The 14,626-nt window shown below is 65.5% G+C and carries 16 protein-coding genes, 1 tRNA gene and 2 pseudogenes; 6 read left to right on the top strand and 13 right to left on the bottom strand.

Features of this window, described 5'->3' with window-relative positions:
- Nucleotides 1-37: 37 nt before the first annotated feature.
- On the bottom strand, nt 38-664 hold the full coding sequence (locus tag AB0B90_RS33640) for a response regulator transcription factor (RefSeq protein ID WP_350942143.1): 627 nt from the start codon (nt 662-664) through the stop codon (nt 38-40).
- Entirely contained in the window at nt 661-1,788 is a 1,128-nt protein-coding gene (locus AB0B90_RS33635) for a histidine kinase (protein WP_362926330.1), read from the bottom strand. The genes AB0B90_RS33640 and AB0B90_RS33635 overlap by 4 nt, the downstream gene beginning before the upstream one ends.
- A 131-nt stretch (nt 1,789-1,919) precedes the next feature.
- Between AB0B90_RS33635 and AB0B90_RS33630 the strand changes: the two genes are divergently transcribed.
- Nucleotides 1,920-2,474, top strand: coding sequence for a hypothetical protein (locus AB0B90_RS33630; protein WP_362926329.1), 555 nt, complete (start codon nt 1,920-1,922; stop codon nt 2,472-2,474).
- 336 nt (nt 2,475-2,810) lie between these two features.
- Nucleotides 2,811-2,883, top strand: a tRNA-Arg gene (locus tag AB0B90_RS33625).
- Nucleotides 2,884-3,179: 296 nt separating this feature from the next.
- Here the strand turns inward: AB0B90_RS33625 and AB0B90_RS33620 are convergent.
- Together AB0B90_RS33620 and AB0B90_RS33615 are read right to left on the bottom strand one after the other, a co-directional pair.
- A complete protein-coding gene (locus AB0B90_RS33620; RefSeq protein WP_362926328.1) occupies nt 3,180-3,941 on the bottom strand; it encodes a hypothetical protein in 762 nt (253 codons plus the stop codon).
- Between the two features lie 119 nt (nt 3,942-4,060).
- Nucleotides 4,061-4,849, bottom strand: coding sequence for a tyrosine-type recombinase/integrase (locus AB0B90_RS33615; protein ID WP_362926327.1), 789 nt, complete (start codon nt 4,847-4,849; stop codon nt 4,061-4,063).
- Here AB0B90_RS33615 and AB0B90_RS33610 point away from each other — a divergent pair.
- Nucleotides 4,762-5,001 (top strand): annotated as a pseudogene (locus tag AB0B90_RS33610) (integrase core domain-containing protein); the annotation flags it as partial. The gene AB0B90_RS33615 and the pseudogene AB0B90_RS33610 overlap by 88 nt on opposite strands.
- A 55-nt stretch (nt 5,002-5,056) precedes the next feature.
- On the opposite strand, the pseudogene AB0B90_RS33605 reads toward AB0B90_RS33610, so the two are convergent.
- The 8 genes and pseudogenes from AB0B90_RS33605 to AB0B90_RS33570 all read right to left on the bottom strand — a co-directional run.
- Nucleotides 5,057-5,208, bottom strand: a pseudogene (locus tag AB0B90_RS33605) (transposase); the annotation flags it as partial.
- A gap of 66 nt (nt 5,209-5,274) precedes the next feature.
- Nucleotides 5,275-5,463, bottom strand: a complete 189-nt coding sequence (locus AB0B90_RS33600) for a hypothetical protein (protein WP_350942166.1) — start codon at nt 5,461-5,463, stop codon at nt 5,275-5,277.
- A 480-nt stretch (nt 5,464-5,943) separates the two neighbouring features.
- Nucleotides 5,944-6,384 (bottom strand): hypothetical protein, encoded by a 441-nt coding sequence (locus tag AB0B90_RS33595; RefSeq protein ID WP_350942167.1) that lies wholly within the window; start codon nt 6,382-6,384, stop codon nt 5,944-5,946.
- 324 nt (nt 6,385-6,708) lie between these two features.
- Nucleotides 6,709-7,749: a hypothetical protein gene (locus tag AB0B90_RS33590; RefSeq protein ID WP_350942168.1), complete on the bottom strand. Its 1,041-nt coding sequence runs from the start codon at nt 7,747-7,749 to the stop codon at nt 6,709-6,711.
- A 169-nt stretch (nt 7,750-7,918) separates the two neighbouring features.
- Nucleotides 7,919-8,902 (bottom strand): hydroxymethylbilane synthase, encoded by a 984-nt coding sequence (hemC, locus tag AB0B90_RS33585; protein WP_350942169.1) that lies wholly within the window; start codon nt 8,900-8,902, stop codon nt 7,919-7,921.
- A 258-nt stretch (nt 8,903-9,160) separates the two neighbouring features.
- Nucleotides 9,161-9,814 (bottom strand): hypothetical protein, encoded by a 654-nt coding sequence (locus AB0B90_RS33580; protein WP_350942171.1) that lies wholly within the window; start codon nt 9,812-9,814, stop codon nt 9,161-9,163.
- The gene (locus tag AB0B90_RS33575; protein WP_362926326.1) at nt 9,798-10,232 is read right to left on the bottom strand and encodes a hypothetical protein; all 435 of its coding nucleotides are present in this window, start codon (nt 10,230-10,232) and stop codon (nt 9,798-9,800) included. Before AB0B90_RS33575 ends, AB0B90_RS33580 begins: the two co-directional genes overlap by 17 nt.
- On the bottom strand, nt 10,229-10,918 hold the full coding sequence (locus tag AB0B90_RS33570) for a hypothetical protein (protein WP_362926325.1): 690 nt from the start codon (nt 10,916-10,918) through the stop codon (nt 10,229-10,231). The genes AB0B90_RS33575 and AB0B90_RS33570 overlap by 4 nt, the downstream gene beginning before the upstream one ends.
- Before the next feature lie 261 nt (nt 10,919-11,179).
- On the opposite strand from AB0B90_RS33570, the gene AB0B90_RS33565 reads away from it, so the two are divergent.
- A complete protein-coding gene (locus AB0B90_RS33565) occupies nt 11,180-12,313 on the top strand; it encodes a hypothetical protein (RefSeq protein ID WP_362926324.1) in 1,134 nt (377 codons plus the stop codon).
- Between the two features lie 21 nt (nt 12,314-12,334).
- Nucleotides 12,335-12,643 (top strand): 4a-hydroxytetrahydrobiopterin dehydratase, encoded by a 309-nt coding sequence (locus tag AB0B90_RS33560; protein ID WP_362926323.1) that lies wholly within the window; start codon nt 12,335-12,337, stop codon nt 12,641-12,643.
- A 209-nt stretch (nt 12,644-12,852) separates the two neighbouring features.
- Here the strand turns inward: AB0B90_RS33560 and AB0B90_RS33555 are convergent, their stop codons facing one another.
- Nucleotides 12,853-13,209, bottom strand: coding sequence for a hypothetical protein (locus AB0B90_RS33555; RefSeq protein WP_362926322.1), 357 nt, complete (start codon nt 13,207-13,209; stop codon nt 12,853-12,855).
- A 495-nt stretch (nt 13,210-13,704) separates the two neighbouring features.
- Between AB0B90_RS33555 and AB0B90_RS33550 the strand changes: the two genes are divergently transcribed.
- A partial coding sequence (locus AB0B90_RS33550; protein ID WP_362926321.1) for a hypothetical protein occupies nt 13,705-14,626 on the top strand: 922 nt, incomplete at its 3' end.

Here is a 14,626-nt window from a genome sequence, read left to right as displayed (position 1 = left end):
CCGGACTTCTTTCACATCCGGGCTAAGGACTCCTGAGTCACGGGAGCTCCTGAGCCAGGATCGCGGCCTGTACGCGACTGCGGAGACCCAGCTTGTTCAGCAACCGGCTGACGTGGGTCTTCGTCGTCGCCTCCGCCATGTCCAGCTCCACGGAGATCTCCGTGTTCGACAGGCCCCGGCCGATGCAGGCCAGCACCTCGCGTTCGCGCGGGGTGAGAGCACCGATCTCGTACGACCTGCGCTCGGGGACCGACGCGCCGAAGGCCGAGATCAGCCGCCGGGTGACCGAGGGCGCGATGAGCCCGTCGCCCCTCGCCACCACCCTCACCGCGTCCACCAGGGCGTCGGCGTCGGTGTTCTTCAACAGGAACCCGGCGGCTCCGGCCCGCAGCGCCCCGAAGACGTACTCGTCGATGTCGAAGGTGGTCAGGATCAGCACGTCGGCGATCCCGCTCAGCTCGCGCGTCGCGGAGATCCCGTCGAGCTTCGGCATCCGGATGTCCATCAGCACCACGTCCGGACGGAGTTCGGAGGCCATCGCGACGGCCTGCTCACCGTTGGCGGCCTGGCCGACGACCTCGATGTCGTCGTGACCGTCGAGGATGAGAACGATCCCGGCGCGGACCGCCGCGTGATCGTCGGCGACGAGGACTCGGATGGTCACGTGCTCTCCAGGGTGGGCAACTCGGCGCGAACACGCCAGCCGTCATTGTGCGGACCGGCCTCGAAGAGGCCGCCGACGAGGTTCGTACGCTCCCGCATGCCGATGATCCCCGCCCCCGCGCCGGGCAACTCCCGCCCCGCCGCGCCCACCGGGTTGTCCACGGTGAGCGTGACCAGCCCCGGCAGGTAACCGATCACCACGTCGGCGGCCCTGCCGCCGTGCTTGAGCGCGTTGGTCAGCGACTCCTGGACGATCCGGTAACCGGCCAGATCGACCGAGGCGGGCAGCTCCCTGGCGTCGCCCTCAACCCGCATCCGCACGTCAAGCCCCGCCTCCCGTGCCCGTTCCACCAGTTCTCCGGCCTCGGCCACCCGGCGCCGGGTCGCCTCCGGTTCCTCTCCGTCCTGCCGGAGCAGCCCGATCATGGCGCGCATCTCGTTCATGCCCTCGACGCTGTTCTCCCTGATGGACTCCAGCACCTGCCGCACGACCCGCGCGTCCAGGTCCCGGCGGGAGAGGACGGCGGTGGACTGGATGGCGATCGCGCTGAAGTGATTCGCGATCATGTCGTGCAGCTCCCGTGCCATTCTGGCCCGCTCGGCCTGCACCGCCGCCGCCCGGTCCAGCTCCGCGAGCCGCGCCACCTGCTCGGCCCTCGCGCGCTCGGAGGACGCCAGGTCCTGCAGCTGCCTCATGAACATGGCGGTGAGGACGGGGGTCCCCCCGACCAGCCCCACTTGGACGGAGACGATGGCGGCGGCCGACCAGTGCCTGAACACGACCCCCGCGACCACGCCTGCCGCGACGGCGATCACCGAGGTGATGCCGAGCATCCACCGGCCCAGCGCCCGGGGACCGTACCTCACCCCCGCGTAGAGGTTGTCCGTGACGATCAGGACCGTGCCCAGCGAAGGACCCATCGCGAGGTCGCCGAGGAGGGCCACCACCCCCAGCCCGAGCGCGAGCAGCGGCCTGCTCCGCCGTACCGCGACCCCCGCGCACGCGACCGCCAGCGGCCCGGCGAACAGCGGAAGGGCGGCCCATCGTTGCTGGTAGGCACCCGCGGCGAGCAGCAGCAGGCCGACGAGGAAACACGCCACCGCCCACAGCGCGTCTCGTCTCATGCCTGTCATCTCACCATTTCGATACGGCCCGCAGGAGCGGCGCAGGGAGGATGGTCGGTACATATAAGGGTGTACGCCGGTTCATCAGCGCCGACGATGTCCCAGGCCGACCGGCCCGTGAGCATGGACTCATGATTCTGGCCATCATCATCGGCTGCGAGATCGGCTTCTGGATCCTGCTGGGCCTGGGACTCGCCTCACGTTACCTGTGGGGGATGCGCCGGCTCAGCACCGCGCTGCTGCTGGCGGTCCCGCTGCTCGACGTGATCCTGCTCATCGCCTCCGTCGTCGACATGCGCGGCGGCGCCCAGGCCGACTGGCGCCACGGCCTGGCCGCCGCCTACCTCGCCTACTCGATCGTCTTCGGCCACCGTACGATCACCTGGGCCGACGCGAAGTTCGCCCACCGCTTCGCCGGCGGCCCCGAACCGTGGCAGCCACCGTCCGGCGGCATGGCGAGGGCCCGGTACGAGTGGGGCATCTGGTTCCGGATCGTTCTCGCGTACGGCATCGCCTGCGCCCTGCTGTTCGGCCTGATCCTCATCGTCGGCGACCCGTCACGGACCACGGCACTGAACGAATTCATGATCGGTGCGCTCAAGATCCCCCTGATCGCCGTGCTCTGGCCGCTGAGCTACACCCTGTTCCCCAAGAAGGTCGGCGTCACCGGCGATCCCGGCAGCTGACCCGGCACGTCCGATCACGGCGTCACCGGCGATTCCAGCCGCTTCCCCCGCACGGCGGCCACGGTGTTACCGGCGTTTTCAACGGTCGGCCCCACACGTGGGGCGCGGTGTCACCGGCGATTTCAGCCGGAGACCCGCTTCCCCGGCGCCCTCACCGTGATCCTCCAGGCCACCTGACCTCGCCCCTCGCGACACGTTCCCTTCGGCCTCCCACCGGATCTTCGCCGGATTCCCCGCCTCCGCCGGGGAATCCGGCGCGGACGGGCTGATCGAAGGGCGATGGCTTAACCGGTTCGAGGCATCGCCCAAAACCCGCTATGCTTGCTTACGCAGCGAGCGGCCGTAGCTCAATGGATAGAGCATCTGACTACGGATCAGAAGGTTGGGGTTTCGAGTACCTCCGGCCGCACAGCACGAAGGCCCAGGTCATCACCGCGATGACCTGGGCTTCTTCGTGTTCTGGATCAGCTTCCGGTGTCCGGCTGTGCGCCGGTGACTCCGGCTGGCTCTTCCCAATGGGTTCCCATGCCTCGGGGTTTACCTTGGGGCACTGCGAGACTTCCATGCTGCGGCTCGCGTCCTCGGTTACCTGCTTCGGCTGGTGACTCGCGTAAGCCAGATGAAGCTCAGGCGTGTCGGAGGCGGGAGGCGTGGCTGACGAGAAGGCGTAGGCCCCTCAGTCTGGACCTGGGTGCGAAGCATGAATTAGATCAAGGCTGAAGTAGGGTCGATAATTGCCAGCTCTACGCGAAGGTGTTTTAGGCGCTCCTCGTGAACTAGTCGGTCTTCGAGCCTTCCGAACTGTTGCGCTTTAATTGCCGCCTCTTCGGTTGCGCGAATTTCGTTTTCGAGATTGTTCTTCCTGGCGATATGATTTGCAGTAGAACTAGCAAGCCGAGCCCTTCCCTTCGTGCTTAAGCTGTCGAGGGGATTTTGGGGTGGTCGATTCACTGTGATGCTTGGATGTCCCTCCCGGGTCCAGTGGACGTCGAACTCTGGAGGTCTATGCTCTCCGATACGTGCCCATTCCCATCCAATTTGTGCGCCCTTGGCCAGCACCTGTTCAACAGCCTGTCGTCGCTCCTGTTCAACTTCCATGAGACGAGTCTCAAACTGAGCAGCTAACTCCTTGAGTTGCGTGTCTTCCTCATTTGTTTGCTGCGGAGCTTCGCCCGCCTGATTATTAGCAGGATCTTCGGCGCCATTGGCGAGGACATTTGGCTCCGCTTCCTCGTGGCCAGGACTCTCGCTCGGGACCTCGGGCAACTGATCTAGTCCTACCTGTGTGGCCCTTTGAAGGGCCTCTTCTGCTGCGTCTACGCGCAACTTCAAACCGGCTGCCTCGGCTTCGAAACCTCTTTTAAATATTCCGGAAATCGGTCTCTTGAAAACGAGTCCAAGCGTGAGGATCACTAATGGCCATATGAGGACTTTCGTGAACTCAAGTCCGAGTTTCCACCACTCCATGGACACTAGGATGACGCCATACCGAGTGATCCGTATGGCGAACGGTGCAAGTTCTCTTGGCCATCTAGGGCAAAAGGCGGATCATACGTGCGATGACCTGGGTTTTTCTACGCCTGGGATCAGATGCCCATGTCTGGCTGACTCTTCCTCGTCCGTTCTCGTGCTCCGTGGCCGAGAACTTCGCTGATCCGGCGCATGGCAACCTCATCGTGCCCTACAAGGCACTTTTCGTAGGTGCGGTGCAGAACTTCCACGCTGTTGCCTGCCCACTCGGCCACCTGCTTCGGTGAGACCCCCGCATTCAGCCAGGTGGACAGGCAGGCGTGCCGAAGGTCATAGGGCCGTTTGGCCAGCGGTGAGGCGTACTCCTCCTTGCTCAGCGCGTCCCGGCGAGCCCTGTCCCACACCCGCTGAATGGTGCTTGTGGCCAGCACGTGCCCCTGCACGCCGTGAAAGACCCGACCACCGGGGCCGGTGCCGTGCTCTTTGAGGTGGGCGCGCAGGATGGCCACCAGCTCCGGCGCACAGGGAACGGGACGGCTCTCGCCCTCGGGGCGGTGCTTCAGGCTGCGATCGTCGCGCTGTTCTCCGGAGTCGGTCCATTCCTTTCCCGCGTCTGGCGTAGCGGCTGTCAGGTAGATCTCGCCCCACGTGTCCGGAGCATCGGGCAAGGTCATGTCCTTCTCTCGCAGGTTGACGGCTTCCTCCGGGCGTAGACCCGCGAAGTAGAGGGCCGCGAAGAAGGGCATGAGCAGGGGGCCGCTTGGTCTGCGCTTCTCGATGGCGTTGAGCAGGGCGCGGGCCTGGTCGGGATAAGCAATACACCAGCGCCGCCTACGCCGCACTGGCCAAGCAGTTCGGCATCCGGTTGTCGGCGGGGCGCACTGGACAGTGCTGGGACAACGCATTGGCCGAATCGTTTTTCTCCACTCTCAAGGGCGAGATGCTGGGCGATCATCCCTGGCCCAGCCGCGCTGCCGCCCGCACCGCGATCTTCGAGTTCATCGAAAGCTGGTACAACCTGCATCGGCTGCACAGCAGCCTTGGCTACCGTAGTCCCGCCGCTTCGAAGCCGCAGCAGCCTGAACACCACACCACTGGTGTCCGTCAAAGCGGAGCAAGCTCACCCCAGACAGCCCGCGCGTCACCAGGCAGCGCAGGAATGCCGGCCCGCGCCATCCTCGGCGGAGGTGACCTCCAGGTCAAGGATCTCCCGCTTGCCGCTTGTGTTAACGGCGGTGGCCACCAGCACGTGCACGTTGATCAGTGCTTGTTCGGCCTAGAGAGAAGTGCCCAAACCCGGCCCGGGGGCTGGGTTTGGGCGTCTTCAGGGTTAGAACAGTCCCAAGCTCGCCATGATCAATAGAGTGAGCGTCACCGTTCCAGCGAAGGCGACGCTGCCCTTCCTGATCGCCGCGTGAGGCGCGTCTCCGCTGGTCCGTACGAGGAAGCCTTCAATCAGACCACCGATGATCCCGATGAGGAGGGCCATGACGACCAAGAGGGCCTTCAGGGGGGTCATTGCTCGTGTTTCTCTTTCACTCGGGGATTGAGTGCGACGCAACGATTTCCGCACGCAGCACCAACCACGACTCGATACAACCAAGTCACCGGATGCTCCGGCTGATGATGTTTGGTGACCGCGCCAGCGGGAGCCGTCATCCCCACGAGCTCCATGCCTTCGGGCAGGCCTGACTTGTGGTCCGGTCTGCCCGTTGTGGCGCTTTCTGAAGAACATTTTGGCACATACCTAGCGGGTACAACTAAGTTGATCTTGCAATTCCATTGCCGAAATTGACTTTATGGGACTTACTGTGACTTTTTGTCTCGTGGTGACGGTAAGCCCGGACGGCCCTACCAGGGGCCTCGCGCCCAGGCCCTCGCGATCAGCCATGTGTGCTGGATCTGCGGGTATGACAACACCAAAAAGTCCACCCGTGCCTGGTGGTGCGAACTATCAGCTGTTGCCGGTTCACGCCAGGCTGGTACTTCCGGGGCCTGATCAGAAGTCCGGGCAGATGTGTGTCCTGACCGCCTTCAGGATCCCGGCAGCCTTGGTTGCCCCGAACCCTTCCGGGCGATCCGGAGACGAGAAACGCTGATTCGTCAGCTCCACCAGCTTGGCCTGGTCGTCAGGGAACTCCTTCACCGAGCTGCACTGGTTACGCGCCCGGTCCACGGCCTTGTCCTCCTTGCCGTGCACGATGTCTGGGTCGATCGCCTCCAGGGCCGCGATGAACTTCGCCTGCGTCGCCGCATCCGGCTTCGGGGGGATACCAGTCGCGACCTCGGGGGCGGCGTTCTTGGCAGGGGTGCCGTCTTGTGAGGGGGCGGTCCCATCAGAGGGGGCCTGTTGTGTGGGGGCGGGGGTCTCGGGGACGGCAGCCGGAGCGCCACCTCCACCCGATCCGCAGGCCGCCAACGCCACAGCCAGCACGATCACGGACACAGTGAGTCGTAACGGTCTCATTCAGTCACCGTAAACATGCATGCCGCACTCAGTCCCGGATGTGACCGGTCCGATACATGGAGCAGCCATGACCAGCTCACGCCGCAGCGGTCGACCCTGCCAGCGCCTACGCACGACAGTGCAAGCCAACCCCAATGGCTGGATCTGCTGCCGCTACCCCGAACCCATCAACCCGAGCCTGCGCTGGCCACACAGCCGCTCGGTTCCGTCCCGGAAGTGGTGCATCCCTCTCTGCCGAGCTGGCGTGACAGGCGTAGGGGCTGCTGCGTGCCATGCGGAATCTGGGTCGTTGCGCTTCTACCGTGTCGAGGTGAAGGACGAGGCGACCAGCCAGACGACGGTGGCCGCGATGACGACCGCGACGGCGACTTTTTTCGCCTGTCCCAGAATCCTGTCCTTCGACGGTCCGTGGAATATCTGCCGTGCTAGGCGGGCGGTTTCGGCCCAGGAGATTCGCTGTCGGGAGTTCCGGACGGTCGACGCGACGAGGACGGCCGCGAGAAGCAGGTGCCATCGCACCGAATCGACGAGAGGCATCTGGAAGTCCTCGTCGTAGCAGCGGACGTACTCCACGACGTCAAGAAGTGGGAAGAGGAGAAGGATCGCTATGGCCGTGGTGCCGGTCGGCCGTGCCCAGCGAGTAGGGGCTGCCATTGCCGCCAACGTGACGAGAACGACCGGCAGGCCGATCATGTCGGCATCACCGGACCACCGTGCGAGGTCGTTCCAGGACGACTCCAGAGTCTCGACGTCGGTGTAGAGGATCGTGAGGAACCTGCCGGACGTGACCGGGAAGCGGTGGAACGCCGCCGCCCACGCCGCGGCGCCGAGGGCACCCGCCCACAGGATGGTCCTGTGCCATCTTGGGGGAAGTGGTTGCCGGTGCAGTGGTGACCGGGCCGCCAGGAGCAGCGCCCCGGCGGCCGTCGAATAGCAGATGATCAAAGGCCAGGGCGGTACGGCCACACGCTCCTGCCCGGTGCACGGGTCGAGGCCCGGCAGGAGAAAGGCGATGAAGAGTCCGAACGCGAGCACGGTGCCGACCGCTGCGACCGCCGTGAGCATGGCCTGACGCGACTCGCGCAGGAGAAGACCCGCCACGATGACCGGCAGCAGGAGAACACTCCAGAACAGCAGCTCGCCCGGCACGCTCACCAGCGCGTAGGGACCCTCCGACGGGTAGAGGGCGGGGTTCCTCGCGGAACAGAACCAGCCGACGCTCTGCCTACCGGCTCCGAACGTCGTCAGGATCACCGGCCCTGACACCGCCAGAACCGCACCGAAGCGCAGCACCGCCACCATCGGGGCTCGCGTTTCCGATCCGGGTTCCTGTGTCACGGCACCCTCTTCTGAAAACGATCAATTCGAGTGAGGGTAGCGGATGGCCGTCGACTGAGTGGGAGGTTGCTTTCTGCGGCAGTGCCAGCTGATCATCGGCGTCGGTAGGGGACGGTGACAGCGCAGTTGTACGGCCCCTGCTCGGGGACGGACTGTGTGTCCGCGGAGATCATTTCCGGGTGGCGGTGATCAGGTTGCGGGCGCCCTGGCGGAGCAGATCGGTGGCGACGCGGGCACCGAGGGTGGCGGGGTCGGAGTGATCTCCCCAGGTGTGGGAGCGGACGAACTGGGAGCCATCACGGTTGAACACCATGCCGAACAGGCTCATCTTCCCGTCGGCGGTGGTGGAGGCGTGTCCGGCGATCGGGCTGTTGCAGTGGCCCCGCAGCATGTGCAGCATGGTGCGCTCGGCGAGAACGTGCCGGGCGGTCGGCACGTGGTTGAGCTCGTCCAGGAGCCGCATGACCGGCCCGTCGGACTGACGAGCCTGGATACCGATGACGCCCGCACCTACGGGCGGCACCGTGGACACGCCGTTGCCTGCGGTGTGGAACTCCAGGGGCAGGATCTCGTGATGGCGGTCCAGGATGCCGAGGCGGCTCAGGCTGGCGCGGGCCAGGATCAGCGCGGCGTACTCGCCGTCCTCGTCGAGCTTGGTCAGGCGGGTGTCGACGTTGCCGCGGATGCGTTCGGTGCGCAGATCGGGCCGGTGGATGCCGAGCTGGGCGCGACGCCGTACGGAGCTGGTGCCGATGAGGGAACCGGCGGGCAGGTCGGCCAGGGCGCCGCCGTCGCGGGTGACGACGACGTCGTGGACGTCGTCGCGTTCCAGGTAGGCGCAGAACGCGGTCCCCTCCGCGAGGGGGACGTCACCGGGGACGTCTTTGACGCAGTGAACGGCGATGTCGATCCGGCCGCTGGTCAGCGCGCTGTCGATTTCCTTGCTGAAGGCTCCCTTGCCGCCGATCTCGGCCAGGTCGCCGGGCCACAGGTCGGCGCTGACCTGCGTCGGTACGATCTCGATGGGAATGCCTGGCGCGAGCTTGGTGATCATGTCGGCGACATGATCGGCCTGGATCTTGGCCAGGGTGGAGGTACGGGTGCCGATCCGCAGCGGGGTGTCGGCGAACCGGTTGAGGAGTACGTCGGTCACGGCGAAGCTCTTCCTTCCAGTGAGACTCTGATCGCAGTGTGTGACTGTTTGTGGGAGTGCGGACTGACTGCCATCGGAAGGTGCCCCGCCGGAAAGAGCCGGCGGGGCACCATCATTTCGACCGAGGTGCGCGCCCCTCCAAGCAGGAGGTCGTACGGTCTCGCCTGGCCCCGCGGGCGGCCCCTGGTGGCGCACCACCGCCCGCGGGGGGCGTAGGCGCGGCGGCACGGGAGGCTGGTCGCCGTGCCGTCGCGCTGCTCATGGAGCCGTTCTCGGCTCGGTGTGGTGCTCGTCAAGGTGTGCGGCGATGCGGCGCGCGACCTGCGGTACGTCGTCGGCCGCGGCGGAGGTGGCGGGTTCTTCCATGAAGGTGACGCCCCAGGTGAAGAACTCGCCGTTGTAGTCGGCCCACACGGTCAGCTCGGCGCCGATGACGAGGCGGGGTGGGCCTTCGTCGTAGGAGATCTCCGAGATGATCCGGTGTTCGTGCAGCTCGGTTCGCAGACGCCTCAAGGCGGTGATCGCGCCGGGGCGACGGGCGGACGCGTCCACCCGGTCGTCTGCGGGGGTGTCGTGGTACGGGATCACGACCGGTCCCCTTTCCTGCGGGACGTGGTGGGGTGGGATGCGTTCGTCGGGGCCTATGGGCAGGATGCGGGGGTGGGGAACGAGTCCCGGGGCCGACAGCGGCGGCGGTGGTGAGATCTGCTGAGGCTCGACGTCGGCCTGCTGCATGAGGTCCCACAGTTCGGCGGCGCTTTGGGCGTGGATGATGCGGCATTCGCGCGGGTCGGCGCACTGCCACGCCTCGAACCGGCGGTGTCGCAGGCTCCACATGACCAGCCAGGTCGGCGCGTACTGCTGCACCTGTCTGGCGGCGCGGGCCGCGTCGGCGTCAGCGCGGGACAACATACTGCGCCGGGATGACGTCGGCCAGCAGCGGCAGCTCGCCTTCCAGGAGGCTGGCGGCGGGGCGGGCGCGCAGGATCCGGTAGTGCTCGGCGAGCTGGGCCGCTGCCACGGGCAGTGTCAGCGCGGAGCTGAGCAGGGGTGAGCCGGAGTGGCTGCGTTCGGGGCTGGTCCACCAGAAGTTCTCGCCGTCGGTGTAGGCGAGCAGGCCGAGGAAGACGGAGACGATGGCGTTGCCGGAGGCGAGGGGGTGGACGTCGGCCGAGATGCCGTAGACGTTGCCCAGGATGGCGGCGAGTTTCTCGGCGAGCTGGACGGCGGTCGGCTGTTCGGCGGGGGTGGGCGGCGGAGCGGCATACGCCTCGGAAACCGGAGCACTGCCGCGCCTGCTCATGGGGTTGCCCTGCGGGGTCGCGTTCATGCTGCGGCCTCCCAACGGTGGGGCTGGTGCCGTCGGGGTGCAGGGGTGTTCGGGGGGCGGCTCCGGCCGGGGGCGGCGGTGGGCCCCGGCCGGAGGGTTTGGGGGGCGAGCGGCCAGGTGGCCGGCTTCAAGCCCGTGCTCGGAGGTGAGGCACTGTGGTCGTGCGCGCGAGCCGCGATGCGGGCCCTGCGGTGGGCGAGGGTGTCGCGGGCGAGCGCCAGGCGGGTCGCGCGGTCGGTTCGCGTCTCGACCGGGCGGGGTGCGGGACGTCGGCTGTCGTCGCGTCGGGCCGGTGCGGTGGCGGCGGGTCTTAGGGCCGGGCGAGGGAAGGGGCGCGGCGTTCGCTCGGGCAGTGGCGTGGGTTCGATGGGAGCGGTCGGTGCGGGCGGCTCGGAGCGGCGCTGCGCGGGGACCAGGGGGATGACCTCGGCGGGCGCCACGACGACGGGCTGCTCGACCAGAGGGAAGGGCTGCGGGCCGGTGCGGCGGCGCGCTTCCAGGCGCATCGCCATCAGCGTGCCGGTCGGCTGCGCGTACTCGTGGTCGTTGGCCTGGCCGGGACAGTGGTGGGCGTAGGGGGCGTGTCCACAGACGGCGCATCCCATCGGCAGCGGCGGCGCGTCGGTGAAACAGGCACAGCCGCCCACCGTAACCCGGTCGAGAACCGGGGCATTAAGGTTATTCACGGGTCAGGAGAGCCTTCCTGATCAAGGGCCCGTCCGGACGTCGCAAGCGCCGGGCGGGTCCGTCTTATTTGAGGGCCACATTTGTTAGTGAAGTCGCGCGCATCCTGTCGCGGAAGGCGGAGAATGGCGGAGAATAACCCGGAGACTTGAAGTCTCCGGGTACTCCGGTCAGGTGGTGCAGCGATGACCCGGCAACAGCGCCCAGCATGGGCCGTACGGCTACAGACTCAGCGGGAAGCTCAACACTGGAACAAGTGCGAAATGGCACGTCAGCTCATTCGCGCTGCCGGCTACGGCCACGGATCTGTCGACTCGCTGGCTCGACAGATTCGCGATTGGGAGAAAGGGAAGCATTTTCCCCGCGACTGGACCGCCGCCTACTCCACAGCCTTCGGAATCCCCGAAGGGGAACTCTTCGGCACGGAAGAACCGAAGAAGTGTGACATATTGGAGATTAGTCTTAGCGCGATCGATGCCCTAACTTATCCACCTCATCAGGGTCCTGTAGCTCCGGAGCTCGTCATGTACTTTCTCGAACAGCTTCCTGGCCACTACAAGGCCGACATGTGGCTCGGCCCTCGCCATCTCATCCCGACCGTCACGACTCAGGCGCAGCTCATCAAGGAGCTTGCACATGCTGCCGACGCGCCGGTACGTCGCGGCTTGCTGGGTGCTGGTGTCGCATATGCGGCACTGCTCGGCTGGCTGCACCAAGATGTCGGCGACATCGATCGGTCGGAGCTCTGGCGAACCATCGCCTTGGACATGGCTCATCGCTCTCAGGACCTTCAGCTCATCAGTTACGCGCTCACCAACAAAGCGATGCTCGCGGTCGATGTGGGCGATGGCCGCACCGTTGTCGACTACGCTGAGGCCGCCTTGATCAATGAGAGCAAGTTGTGTCCGAAGGTGCGGATACTTGCTTTGGTACACCAGGCGCATGGCCAGTCGATGCTGCCGACCGGGGACAAGGAACTGGTCGACCGGCTGCTTGATCGAGCAGCCGAGCTCGTAGATCAGGTCGACGACGAGCATCCCTGGGGCAACGCCTGTCGCCGTACTCGCGGATACATCGAAGTTCAGCGGGCGACCGCCTATCTCCGGCTGGGTGTTTACCGGGAGGCGATCGCACTCTGGGATGAGGTGCTTGGTGACGCCCGGGACACGGCGCGGCGTGACAACGGGGTGTTCTGGGCGCGTCAGGCAAGCGCTCTGGCCGCAGTTTCTGAACCGGAACGGGTTGTCCAGATCGCGTCAGCCACTGCGGCGATCGTGGAGAGCACGGGATCGACTCGACTGCGTCAGGAGCTGAGGGAAATCCCTCGCCATGCGACCACTTGGGCAGACACCTCGTCCGGCAGAGAACTGAATGAGATCATTTCTCAGTTCAACTGACTGCGTGACGCGGAGATACCGATGCCCCCTCAGCTGTTGTCCGAAGAGCAGATCGTCGTCCATCTGGCCGAGCTGCCAGGGTGGGAGCGTGAGGGGCAGGCCATAGCCCGCACGTTCAAGCACGCCTATCACGAGTGCGTACATCTGGCCATGTACGTCGCGGCCAAGGCTCGCGAGGTCGGTCACCATCCTGATATTCACATCACCTGGCAGCGGATCCGATTCGTGATTACTACTCACGACGCCGGAAACCGCCTCACCGCCAAGGACTTCGAGCTCGCCCGCCATATTGACGCGATCGCCATTGGACACGGCGCCGAGGAGGTCTGAGCGTACGGTTTTCCTGCGTGTGCTTCGAGCGCGGCGGTGTACGCCTGGGAGGGTGATCTACCGCCGCACCGGATCACCTCGGGTGAGATCCCGGCAGGTCGACGCCTCTGAGAAGGCTCCTGATCAGGCATTACACCGTCAGGGGCCTTCTTGGTTTCTTGATCGTTTGAGCTTCTTGCCAACCCCCTTGCTGACAGGCTTGGCTCCGATCACCTTCCGAGCGTGGTCAGCATGAAGTAGTGGAGTACGCCGCCGACCAGGATGGCGGCTGCACCCGCTAGCCACATCGGCGCATGATCTTTCCCTCTGGACAGCAGTAGGGCTCCCCGATCGTGTGGTCTCTGCACGCCCGCTTGAACGATGTGAACGACCAGTGCGAGCAACACCGACAACACGGTGTAGGTGTCGGAGCTCACCCTGGCATCCCAGATCATGACTACATCCGCGATCAGTCCGAGAAGGCCGGCGCCGACAATGAGTACTCTGCCCCTCTTCGGTACATCGAGACGAGCGGCGTTCATCAGCGCGATGACGGTGACGGCGGCAACCCCGCCGAGGACGGCCACGTATCCCTGCGACTGAAGCCGCCACGGCCGGGGACGTTCAGCCACCATCGGTGGCTGAGACGGCACATCCGTGGACACCACAGGAACAACCTCCAAGCGCTGATCTTGGAATTCTTATCCCATTCGGCCTGGCTCCGCCAGATGTCAGCACCAGTAGACCCGCCAGGTGAAATGCCGTCCATCGTTTCAGCATGGACTCGATCACCGCGCTTATCGCGGCTGGCAGGTGTTCGCGGGGCGGCCATCAGAGCATGGCCCGAATGCCTGTCAAGACGCCGAGGATATTGCTGAAGCGCCCCGTTATGGCCACCTTGAATGCTCTTGCTGTGCTCCCGCCCTGGCGTTTGGATCTAGGAGGGTGCTTTTCTGCGGTGCGTCACATACGGCGGGTTCCAGACACTTCAGCCGTGCCGCTGCCTGTTCTGCCCGGCCAGGTCCTCTCACAGTGAGCAGGGCATCGACCTGTGCTATCTGCCAAGAGAAGGAGTCGTGATCTTGACTGCGTTGACCTACACCATCCTCACCGACCCGACATCTCTGGAGGCGTCAGTGAACGGGCGCTCTCCGTCCACGGGGACGCTGTATCTGATGGTCACCAACACCGGGAAGACGGTGCCTTGGTTGAGGATCGAGGTGAAGGTGCCCCTTGGCGACGGTGCCGGCCATCTCACCCAGAACATCAACGCGATCAACCCGAAGGGCGAATACACCGACACCCAGTCGAGCTCCCAGGCGGCCACTCAGCCAGTGATCGTCCAGCAGCAAGGCGCCGATGTCTTCCAGGTCACCACCCAGAGCGGTCGTTTAGAAGCTTTCGCACCTGGCGACCACATGGTGCTGACACTGGAAAACGTCACCGTCGCTCCCACTGCAGGTGTGGTCGTTCTGATGGTGACCGAGACCGTCAGAACCGGTAGAGGATGGCAGGTCAGCGACGCGGCCGTGCCGGTGGTGAAGGCCACTCCCAAGGAGATTCCGGCACCGCGCGACTTCCGCCCGGACAAAACCATGCTGGACACCGGAGATGGCCTCACTCTGAGCTGGGACGGGTCTAACGACTTCAGCTACGAGATCCGGTTCCCCGGCGGGCAATCGGCCATCACTCCAGGCACGCGTACCTGGTCGCCGACCGACGCCCCGAAGCGCGCTACCACCTACATCCTGGTCGCCACCGACCCGACCACTCAAAAGCAGCACTTCCTCACCACGACCGTGCAGGTCCGCCATCCCGTCCTGGAAACCCTCACCGCCACGACCGGCATCGACACCCCCTGGGTCCAGGGAACGACGAACAAGGGGCGCGTCGCCTTCACCGGCACAGGGGTGGAGATCTTCAATGACTCCGGCGGGCAAGGGACGGTGACGGCCGACAGGGCCGATCTCAACGGTGTGAACACTGGGTGGATGCAGGGGCGGT

Source organism: Streptosporangium sp. NPDC049078 (assembly GCF_040648855.1).
GTDB lineage: Bacteria > Actinomycetota > Actinomycetes > Streptosporangiales > Streptosporangiaceae > Streptosporangium.
The sequence above is the reverse complement of the archived record's forward strand: the minus strand, read 5'-3'. Positions and strand labels throughout refer to the sequence as shown.

What these genes read in the sequence shown, in the direction of transcription:
- AB0B90_RS33635 (WP_362926330.1), bottom strand. Translation starts at nt 1,788, where the DNA reads ATGAGACGAGACGCGCTGTGGGCGGTGGCGTGTTTCCTCGTCGGCCTG.
- AB0B90_RS33630 (WP_362926329.1), top strand. Translation starts at nt 1,920, where the DNA reads ATGATTCTGGCCATCATCATCGGCTGCGAGATCGGCTTCTGGATCCTG.
- AB0B90_RS33620 (WP_362926328.1), bottom strand. Translation starts at nt 3,941, where the DNA reads ATGGAGTGGTGGAAACTCGGACTTGAGTTCACGAAAGTCCTCATATGG.
- AB0B90_RS33615 (WP_362926327.1), bottom strand. Translation starts at nt 4,849, where the DNA reads ATGCGTTGTCCCAGCACTGTCCAGTGCGCCCCGCCGACAACCGGATGC.
- AB0B90_RS33600 (WP_350942166.1), bottom strand. Translation starts at nt 5,463, where the DNA reads ATGACCCCCCTGAAGGCCCTCTTGGTCGTCATGGCCCTCCTCATCGGG.
- AB0B90_RS33580 (WP_350942171.1), bottom strand. Translation starts at nt 9,814, where the DNA reads ATGTTGTCCCGCGCTGACGCCGACGCGGCCCGCGCCGCCAGACAGGTG.
- AB0B90_RS33575 (WP_362926326.1), bottom strand. Translation starts at nt 10,232, where the DNA reads ATGAACGCGACCCCGCAGGGCAACCCCATGAGCAGGCGCGGCAGTGCT.
- AB0B90_RS33565 (WP_362926324.1), top strand. Translation starts at nt 11,180, where the DNA reads ATGGCACGTCAGCTCATTCGCGCTGCCGGCTACGGCCACGGATCTGTC.
- AB0B90_RS33560 (WP_362926323.1), top strand. Translation starts at nt 12,335, where the DNA reads ATGCCCCCTCAGCTGTTGTCCGAAGAGCAGATCGTCGTCCATCTGGCC.